Raw genomic sequence first — 8,197 nt, forward strand, 5'->3', positions numbered from 1 at the left:
TGCCGGACGCACGGATCACGTCAGATCCGTCCAGCGTCGCCACGCAGCCGCGCAACGACACCTCTTCGAAGACGCGACCGTCCTCATCGATGGACTCGACCACCTCGGCGATCGCGCCCACCGGTGCGGAGCAGCCCGCCTCCAGTTCGGCCAACAGGGTCCGTTCCGCGGTGACCGCCGCGCGCGTGTCGGCGTCGTCCAACTCCGCCAGCACCGCCGCCAACTCATCACCGGCGCGGCATTCGACGGCGAGCGCGCCCTGAGCCGGTGCTGGCAACATCTGCACCGGCTCTAGCGTCTCGGTGACGTCGCCGAGGCGGCCCAGCCGGGCGAGACCGGCCCGGGCAACCACGATCGCGTCAAGATCACCACTGCTTACCCTGTTCAACCTGGTATCTAGGTTGCCTCGTAGGGGGCGAATTTCCAAACCGAGACCCAATGCTCTAAGCTGTGCGGCCCTCCGCGGCGACGAGGTGCCCACCAGGGAACCCGCCGGCAACTCCCCGAGCACCAGCCCGTCGCGGGCAACGAGCGCGTCGCGGGGGTCATTGCGTGGTGGTATCGCCGCGATCGTGAACCTCGGGTCGTCGGCGGTTGGCAAATCCTTGTGCGAGTGCACCGCGGCGTCGACGCGGCCGTCGACGATGGCCTCCCGCAACGCGGTGGTGAAGGCGCCCACGCCGAGGCTCTCGATGGGCGCCGACGACCGGTCACCCGCGGTCGTGATGGTCACCAACTCAGCGGGGTGGCCGTTGGCGATCAAGGCGTCCCTGATGACGCCGGCCTGGGTCGTGGCCAAAAGGCTGCCCCGGGTTCCTATCCGGATCACGTGCGCCAATCGGCTACTCGCCGGACTGTTTTGGGGTGCCGGCATCGAATCCGCTTGGCATCACTGGCAATTCACCGGCGGCGACGGCGTCCACTGCGGTCTGGTCGAGTTCGAAGAGTTCACGCAGGGCCTCGGCGTAGCTGTCGCCGCCCGGGGCGCTGGCGAGCTGCTTGATCCGCACGGTCGGCGCATGCAACAGCTTGTCCACCACCCGCCGCACGGTCCGGGCCACCTCTTCGCGGTGGGCGCTCTGAAGGCCGGGCAGTCGGCTATCGAGGCGCAGCAGCTCCGCCTCGACGACGTCGGCTGCGCGCTGGCGCAGTGCGGTGACCGTCGGGGTGACCTCGGCCATCCGCTGTCCGGCCAGGTAGGTGGCGACCTCGGCCGCCACGATGTGGCGTGCGGCCTCGACGTCGGAGGCCGCGGCGCGGGCCGACGGCTCGTGTTGCACGCGCTCCACGTCGACGACCCATACGCCGGGCAGCCCGGCCACCGCCGGATCGACGTCGCGCGGCATGCCCAGGTCGCAGATCACCAAAGGGTGGGTGGTCTCATCAACACTCGAGCGGCGGGCGGTGGCCAGCGCGTGGTGCACGTCGGCCAGCGATACCACCGGGCTGACCGCGCCCGTGCAGCTGACCACGACGTCGGCGTCCGCCAGCGCGTCGGGCAGCCGGTCGAGGGTCAGCGCCTCGGCGCGCACGCCGGATTCGCGGATCTTGCGGGCCAGCCGCTGCGCCCGGGACAGGGACCGGTTGAGCACGTGAACGCGGTCGACGCCGGCGCGGGCGAGGTGCGCGGACGACAGTGCGCCCATCGCTCCGGCGCCGATCACCACGGCGGTCTTGCCCGCGAGCCCGCTCAGCCTCTGCTCGGCCATGGCCAGGGCGACCGACACCACCGAGGCGCCGGCGGCGTCGATCGCGGTCTCGGAATGCACGCGCTTGCCCACTGACAGCGCCCGCTGGGCCAGCTCGTGCAGCACCCGGCCGACGGTGCGGTTGGTCTCGGCGGCGGCGTAGGCGCGGCGCACCTGGCCCAGCACCTGTTGCTCGCCGATCACCGCCGAATCCAGACCGCAGGCGACGGCAAATAGGTGTTCGACGGCGGCCTCGCTGTAGCGCACGTAGGCGTACTTGGTCAGTTCACCCATCGACATCCCGGAGTGTTCCGACAGCACCTGCCCGACCACCGCCAGCCCGCCGTGAAACGCGTCGACGACGGCGTAGACCTCAACCCGGTTGCATGTCGATAGCACCATCGCCTCGGTCACCAGCGGCGACTGCAACACCTGATCGACGATCTTGACCTGATCGGATTCGTCGATGCTGAGTTGTTCCAGGACGGAGACCGGCGCACTGCGGTGCGAAACCCCGAAGAGCAGGATGCTCACGGCAGCATCACCTGGCCAGCTCCCTTGCTTCCTCCAGTAACTGAACTGGTGTCCACGGTAAACGTTGATCAGCCGGGCTACCAAATAATTGCCCGGCCGCCGGCCCCCAACGTCATCGCGCGAGGTCGGCGCGCAGCCGGGGCTCGTCGACTTCCCAGTAGCTGTGCTCGCGGCCGTCCAGGAGGATCACCGGCAGGCGGTCGCCGAACTCGGCCCGCAGCCCCGGGTTGCCCGCGGCCGCCGCGGCGTCGACGTCGGTCGTGCCCAGTTCGAAACCCAGCTCATCGGCCAGTTCGGCCAGCCGTGCGTGCACCCGCGCGCAGATGCTGCAGCCGTCACGGGTCAGCAGCTGAACCCGCGGCCGGCTGGTGTGCTGGGTCATGGCGACCAGTGTGGCATTGGTGCCGGAGTGCCCCCGGGTGAGTTGTCGGGCCGCGCCGGAGCGGTTAGGTTGCCGCTGTGGCTGCCGAGGACACGCTGCACGTCGACCCGATGGCGATGCGTGGCTTCGCCGATGCAGCGGCCGCGCGTGCCGAGGAGCTGCGGAACCAGTTCGCCGAGCTCAACGATCAGGTCGGCGCGATGCTGGGCGGCTGGAGCGGAACGTCGGGCAGCGCATATGCCTCCGCCTGGGAGCTGTGGCATCGCGGAGCCGGCGAGGTGGAGGTGGGCTTGTCGATGTTGGCGCGGTTGGTGGCCCAGGCCGGCGGGCTCTACGAGGAGAACGAGTCGGTGTCGGCGCAGGCGCTGCGCGGGGTGCACCGTGGCTGAGGCGTTTCGGGTGGATCCGCCGGCGTTGGCCGATGCGGTGCAACGAATGACGGAATTTCAGCGCTATGCCGAAGACATGATCGCCGAAATCGATTCTCTGGTAAGCAATTTGCACTCAACGTGGACGGGGAGCGGTGCGTCGGCACACGCCGAGGCGCATCGGCACTGGGCTCGGGGCGACGCGATGATGCGCGAGGCGCTGGCTCAACTACGCACCGCGGGCGCGACCGCCCACCACAACTACACCGGCGCCATGTCGACGAATTTGGCCATGTGGTCCTGACCCTCGAGCGACCGCCCAATCACCTCTGCCGCGCAAAACTGCCCCAAACATCCGCCGGATAGGGTTGATACCGGCCACCCACGGATTGCCGGGCGGCACAGCGATCTAGGAGGTTTGGCGATGGCTTCCTCTGAGTCGGGCGGCGCGGAGCCCTCCGGCCGCGCTGACCTGGAGTCGCTGGCCGACAACGCGAGCGCCAAACGGGCGCTCGACGACCTGCAGGCGGCCGGCGCCGCCGCGGAGGGTCGTCCGCAGCCCCCGATCGACCTGACCGCGGCCGCATTCTTCGACGTGGACAACACCCTGGTGCAGGGCTCGTCGGCCGTACATTTCGGCCGCGGGTTGGCCGCTCGCAAATATTTCACGTATCGCGATGTGCTCGGATTCATCTACGCCCAGGCCAAATTTCAGTGGCTCGGCACGGAGAACAGCAACGACGTCGCCGCCGGCCGGCGCAAAGCCCTGGCCTTCATCGAGGGTCGCTCCGTCGAGCAGCTGGTCACGTTGGGCGAGGAGGTCTACGACGAGATCATCGCCGACAAGATCTGGCCCGGCACCCGCGAGCTCACGCAGATGCACCTCGACGCCGGCCAGCAGGTATGGCTGATCACCGCCACGCCGTACGAGCTCGCGGCGACCATCGCCCGACGGCTCGGCCTGACCGGCGCGCTGGGGACCGTCGCCGAATCGGTCGACGGGGTCTTCACCGGCAGGCTGGTCGGCGAGATCCTGCACGGCACCGGCAAGGCCCACGCGGTGCGCTCGCTCGCGATCCGCGAGGGCCTCAACCTGAAACGCTGCACCGCCTATTCCGACAGCTACAACGACGTGCCCATGCTGTCGCTGGTGGGCACGGCGGTGGCCATCAACCCCGACGCCCGCCTGCGGGCCCTGGCCCGCGAACGGGGGTGGGAGATCCGCGACTTCCGCACCGCTCGCAAGGCGGCTCGGATCGGGGTGCCGTCGGCCCTGGCCCTGGGCGCGGCCGGCGGCGCGCTGGCAGCTCTGGCATCGCGGCGCCAATCACGCTGATAGGCTGCGCCGCTGAGACGTATTCGAGCGGAGAGCAAAGCGGCATGACAATCCCAGAATCGGCCCAGGAACTCATCGGCAGCCATTACCGGGCACCGGATTATTTCCAGGTCGGACGCGAGAAGATCCGGGAATTCGCGCTGGCGGTCAAGGATGACCACCCGACGCACTACCACGAGGCCGATGCCGCCGATGCCGGCTACCCCGAACTGGTGGCCCCGCTGACGTTCCTGGCGGTCGCGGGGCGGCGCGTCCAGCTGGAGATCTTCACCAAGTTCAAGATCCCGATAAACATCGCCCGCGTCTTCCACCGCGATCAGAAATTTAAGTTCCACCGGCCGATCCTGACCCACGACCGGCTCTACTTCGACACCTACCTAGACTCGATCCTCGAGTCTCACGGCACCGTGCTCGCCGAAATCCGCAGCGAAGTCACAGACGCCGATGGGAAACCGGTCGTCACTAGCGTCGTTACGATGCTGGGGGAAGCCGCACACCAGGACGCTGGCGCTGAAGAAACCGTCGCCGCGGTCGCATCAATATCAGCCGGAAAGTAGGGTCGAATCCAATGTCACAGGATGAATCAGTTGGCACGCAGCTGAAGCCGCCGGTCGAAGCAGTCCGATCCCACTACGACAAATCGAACGAGTTCTTCAAGCTTTGGCTTGACCCGTCGATGACCTACAGCTGCGCCTACTTCGAAGAGCGTCCGAACATGACGCTGGAAGAGGCACAGTACGCCAAGCGCAAGCTCGCGCTGGACAAGCTCAACCTCGAGCCCGGCATGACGCTGCTCGACATCGGCTGCGGCTGGGGCTCGACCATGCGCCACGCCGTCGCCGAGTACGACGTCAACGTGATCGGCTTGACGCTGAGCGAGAACCAGTACGCCCACGACAAAGCCAAGTTCGAGGAGATGGACAGCCCCCGCCGCAAGGAGGTGCGGATCCAGGGCTGGGAGCAATTCGACGAGCCGGTGGACCGCATCGTGTCACTGGGCGCGTTCGAGCACTTCGCCGACGGCGCCGGCGACGCCGGGTTCGAGCGTTACGACACTTTCTTCAAGAAGTTCTACAACTTGACGCCCGACGACGGCAGGATGCTGCTGCACACGATCACCGTGCCCAGCGCCGAGGAGGCCAAGGAGCTGGGCTTGACGTCGCCGATGAGCCTGCTGCGCTTCATCAAGTTCATCCTGACGGAAATCTTCCCCGGCGGTCGGCTGCCCCAGATCCCGCAGGTCGACCACTACTCGTCCAACGCCGGCTGGAAGGTCGAGCGCTACCACCGGATCGGCAAGAACTACGTGCCGACGCTGGACGCCTGGGCGGACGCGCTCGAGGCACACAAAGATGAGGCGATCGCCCTGAAGGGGCAGGAGACCTACGACATCTACATGCACTACCTGAGGGGCTGCTCGGACCTGTTCCGCGACCGCTACACGGACGTCTGTCAGTTCACGCTCGTTAAGTAAGCCAACTGAGCCGCGTAAGCCGCGAACGTCGAGTCGTTGGGGCGAAAGTCAGGGAAATCGCCCAACAACTCGACGTCGGACGCTAGCCGAAGAAGATGTTGCGGCGGCCCGCCAGCAGCCGGTACAGGGTCTGCTGGATCGTCTCGCGCACCTGGTCGGTCAGCTCGAAGGTGACCATCGGATCCTCGGCGTCGGAGACGGCGTAGTCGTTCGTGTAGATCGGTTCGCCGAACGCGATGCGCCATTTCGACGGCAGCGGGAGCAGGCCCGCGGGCCCGGCCAACGGGAACAGCGGGGTGATCGGGAAATAGGGCAGCCCGAACAGCCGCGCCAGCAGCTTGACGTCGGTGAGCATCGGGTAGATCTCTTCGGATCCGACGATCGAGCACGGAATGATCGGGGCTTTGGTGCGCAGCGCCGCCGTCACGAAGCCGCCGCGCCCGAACCTCTGCAACCGATAACGGTCCTCAAAGCGCTTGCCCAGACCTTTGTAGCCTTCCGGGAACACCGCGGTGAGCTCTCCGGCGGCGAGCAGGCGGTGCGCGTCCGTCGTGCAGGCCATGGTGTGGCCCGCCTTGCGGGCGGCCTCGCCGAGCAACGGCAGGTCGAACACCATGTCGGCGGCCAGCAGCCGCAGGTCCCGCTGCGCCGGATGATCGTCGTGAACCGCCACCGAGAGCATCAGCCCGTCGAACGGCAACACCCCGGCGTGGTTGGCCACCACCAATGCCCCGCCGTCGCTCGGCAGGTTCTCGATTCCGCTGACCTCGACCCGGAACCACGACCGGAAGAAGAACCGCAGCAAAGGCCGAACGATCGCGCTGTTGAAATGCGGATCGAATCCGAACTCATCGACAGTGTAATCGCCCGTGAACCGCTGCCGCAGGAAGCCGGCGACCGCGGCGACCCGTTGCGCCAGATCGTTGAGCGGTGCCTCGGCCGTTGATGCCGCACCCGCGGCGCGCCGGTGTTCGTCGATTTCGCGGACCACCGCGGCGATTTGTTCGGCGGACGCCCGACCCCGCGGATCGGAGAGCAACGAGGGATGTTGACGAGACGAGTCCGCCCGTTGATCGGCTCTGCGGCGAGCGGCTACCCGACCCCTATTCGTATGCAGTGGAATGACATTCGCTCTGGTTTCGCCCGCCACGATACCTACCTGCCCCCACCCCATGGAATTGCATTTTGGCTTCCCCAGCGCTGCGCTAACGCTATGGCGCGACCCTCCAGGGAGCGTACCCGATCAGGGTCGATTATGGGAGTCAAGCCGCGGCCGCGAACGTAGTCGTCGAACGCTTCGGCCGTCGTCCATTTCGGCTGGTAGCCGAGCTCCGTGCGCATTCTCGTGGTGTCCATGACGCGGCCGTAACTTAAATAATTAAATTGATCGCGAGTTATTTCGGTATAGCGATTAGCCCGTCTCAGCGAATCCAGCGCCCACACCCCAAACCCGGGTACCGGCAGCGGGATTCGGCCGGCCCGCCGGATGGCCTGCGACAGCATGATGATGCCGTCCGCGCCGATGTTGAACGTGCCGGCCTTGCCCGCCATCGCGGCGCGCTCCAGCGCGCCCAGCGCGTCCTGCTCGTGCAGCAGCTGCAACCGCGCGTCCCGGCCGAACATCGTCGGGACCAGCGGCCCGGCAAGATACCGCGACAACGTGGTGTCCATCGCCGGGCCGATCATGTTGGCCAGCCGCAGAATCGTCACCGCGATGTCGGGGCGGCGCCGGCCCAGGCCGCGCACGTAACCCTCGATGTCGAGGCTGTCCTTGGCGAAACCGTCCCGGAAGGGTCGGCGGCCGCTGCTGTCCTCGGTGAACATGACCGGATCGCGCGCGGTGGACCCGTACACCTCGGAGGTCGACTTCAGCACCACGCGGCGCACCGAGGGCGCCTTCTGGCAGGCCGCGAAAAGTTGCATCGCGCCCATCACGTTGATTTCCTTCAACGCCGCGCTACCGCCGGACCGCGGCGCGTAGGAGGCCGCCGCGGCGTGCACCACCGTGTCGACGTCGCCGTTACGGATCACCTTGGCAATGAAGGGATTACGAATGTCAGCGCGGACGAACTCGGCGCGCCCCATGCGGCGCAGCATGTCCTTGCTGGGGGCGATCGCGTCCACCGCGATGACCCCTTTGATCAACGGGTTCTGGGCGAGCCGTGCGGTGAGGTAGCCGCCCAGAAACCGGCACGCACCGGTAACCAGCACAACTTTGGGGTAGTGCACGGTGCCGCTCGTTCCGGCACCTTCCCCGCTCGACTGATCCACCCAAACAGCCTAACGGGCTGGCGCGACGGCGGCGTTAAGGCGACGTGACGGTCGGCTGGGCTTGCTTGCGCTTATTTGCCAAGTTTTCTGCGCTGCACCCGGGTGCGGCGCAGCAGCTTGCGGTGCTTCTTCTTCGACATGCGC

At 67.2% G+C, this 8,197-nt stretch carries 11 protein-coding genes; 5 read left to right on the forward strand and 6 right to left on the reverse strand.

Features of this window, described 5'->3' with window-relative positions; all coding sequences use genetic code 11:
* The 3 genes from hemC to JWP83_RS17815 form a co-directional block, all read right to left on the reverse strand.
* Nucleotides 1-829: hydroxymethylbilane synthase (gene hemC / locus JWP83_RS17805; protein ID WP_297732463.1), on the reverse strand; the 829-nt coding region annotated here is incomplete at its 3' end.
* Nucleotides 830-842: 13 nt separating this feature from the next.
* Nucleotides 843-2,222: a glutamyl-tRNA reductase gene (locus tag JWP83_RS17810; RefSeq protein ID WP_297732466.1), complete on the reverse strand. Its 1,380-nt coding sequence runs from the start codon at nt 2,220-2,222 to the stop codon at nt 843-845.
* Between the two features lie 112 nt (nt 2,223-2,334).
* The gene (locus tag JWP83_RS17815) at nt 2,335-2,604 is read right to left on the reverse strand and encodes a glutaredoxin family protein (RefSeq protein WP_297732467.1); all 270 of its coding nucleotides are present in this window, start codon (nt 2,602-2,604) and stop codon (nt 2,335-2,337) included.
* A 77-nt stretch (nt 2,605-2,681) separates the two neighbouring features.
* Between JWP83_RS17815 and JWP83_RS17820 the strand changes: the two genes are divergently transcribed.
* The 5 genes from JWP83_RS17820 (at nt 2,682) to cmaA2 (ending at nt 5,782) form a co-directional block, all read left to right on the forward strand.
* Nucleotides 2,682-2,993, forward strand: a complete 312-nt coding sequence (locus tag JWP83_RS17820; RefSeq protein WP_297732469.1) for a WXG100 family type VII secretion target — start codon at nt 2,682-2,684, stop codon at nt 2,991-2,993.
* Nucleotides 2,986-3,276: a WXG100 family type VII secretion target gene (locus JWP83_RS17825; RefSeq protein ID WP_297732471.1), complete on the forward strand. Its 291-nt coding sequence runs from the start codon at nt 2,986-2,988 to the stop codon at nt 3,274-3,276. Before JWP83_RS17820 ends, JWP83_RS17825 begins: the two co-directional genes overlap by 8 nt.
* A 120-nt stretch (nt 3,277-3,396) precedes the next feature.
* Nucleotides 3,397-4,308 (forward strand): HAD family phosphatase, encoded by a 912-nt coding sequence (locus JWP83_RS17830; RefSeq protein WP_297732473.1) that lies wholly within the window; start codon nt 3,397-3,399, stop codon nt 4,306-4,308.
* A gap of 44 nt (nt 4,309-4,352) precedes the next feature.
* Entirely contained in the window at nt 4,353-4,865 is a 513-nt protein-coding gene (locus JWP83_RS17835) for a MaoC family dehydratase N-terminal domain-containing protein (protein WP_297732475.1), read from the forward strand.
* An 11-nt stretch (nt 4,866-4,876) separates the two neighbouring features.
* The gene (gene cmaA2 / locus JWP83_RS17840) at nt 4,877-5,782 is read left to right on the forward strand and encodes a cyclopropane mycolic acid synthase CmaA2 (protein ID WP_297732477.1); all 906 of its coding nucleotides are present in this window, start codon (nt 4,877-4,879) and stop codon (nt 5,780-5,782) included.
* A gap of 82 nt (nt 5,783-5,864) precedes the next feature.
* On the opposite strand, the gene JWP83_RS17845 is transcribed toward cmaA2, so the two are convergent.
* From JWP83_RS17845 to JWP83_RS17855, 3 genes are all read right to left on the reverse strand, one after another.
* Nucleotides 5,865-6,956, reverse strand: coding sequence for a lysophospholipid acyltransferase family protein (locus JWP83_RS17845; RefSeq protein WP_297732479.1), 1,092 nt, complete (start codon nt 6,954-6,956; stop codon nt 5,865-5,867).
* On the reverse strand, nt 6,938-8,053 hold the full coding sequence (locus JWP83_RS17850; protein ID WP_297732482.1) for an SDR family oxidoreductase: 1,116 nt from the start codon (nt 8,051-8,053) through the stop codon (nt 6,938-6,940). Before JWP83_RS17850 ends, JWP83_RS17845 begins: the two co-directional genes overlap by 19 nt.
* A gap of 71 nt (nt 8,054-8,124) precedes the next feature.
* Nucleotides 8,125-8,197, reverse strand: a 73-nt coding sequence (locus JWP83_RS17855) for an AURKAIP1/COX24 domain-containing protein (RefSeq protein WP_155725824.1), incomplete at its 5' end; no start/stop codon positions are given.

Origin of the sequence: Mycobacterium sp., from assembly GCF_025965855.1 — a bacterium.
GTDB lineage: Bacteria > Actinomycetota > Actinomycetes > Mycobacteriales > Mycobacteriaceae > Mycobacterium.

Bases quoted from the DNA above. Each gene is read 5' to 3' on its own strand.
- JWP83_RS17835 (WP_297732475.1), top strand. From the start codon at position 4,353: ATGACAATCCCAGAATCGGCCCAGGAACTCATCGGCAGCCATTACCGG.
- JWP83_RS17815 (WP_297732467.1), bottom strand. From the start codon at position 2,604: ATGACCCAGCACACCAGCCGGCCGCGGGTTCAGCTGCTGACCCGTGAC.
- cmaA2 (WP_297732477.1), top strand. From the start codon at position 4,877: ATGTCACAGGATGAATCAGTTGGCACGCAGCTGAAGCCGCCGGTCGAA.
- JWP83_RS17845 (WP_297732479.1), bottom strand. From the start codon at position 6,956: ATGGGGTGGGGGCAGGTAGGTATCGTGGCGGGCGAAACCAGAGCGAAT.
- JWP83_RS17830 (WP_297732473.1), top strand. From the start codon at position 3,397: ATGGCTTCCTCTGAGTCGGGCGGCGCGGAGCCCTCCGGCCGCGCTGAC.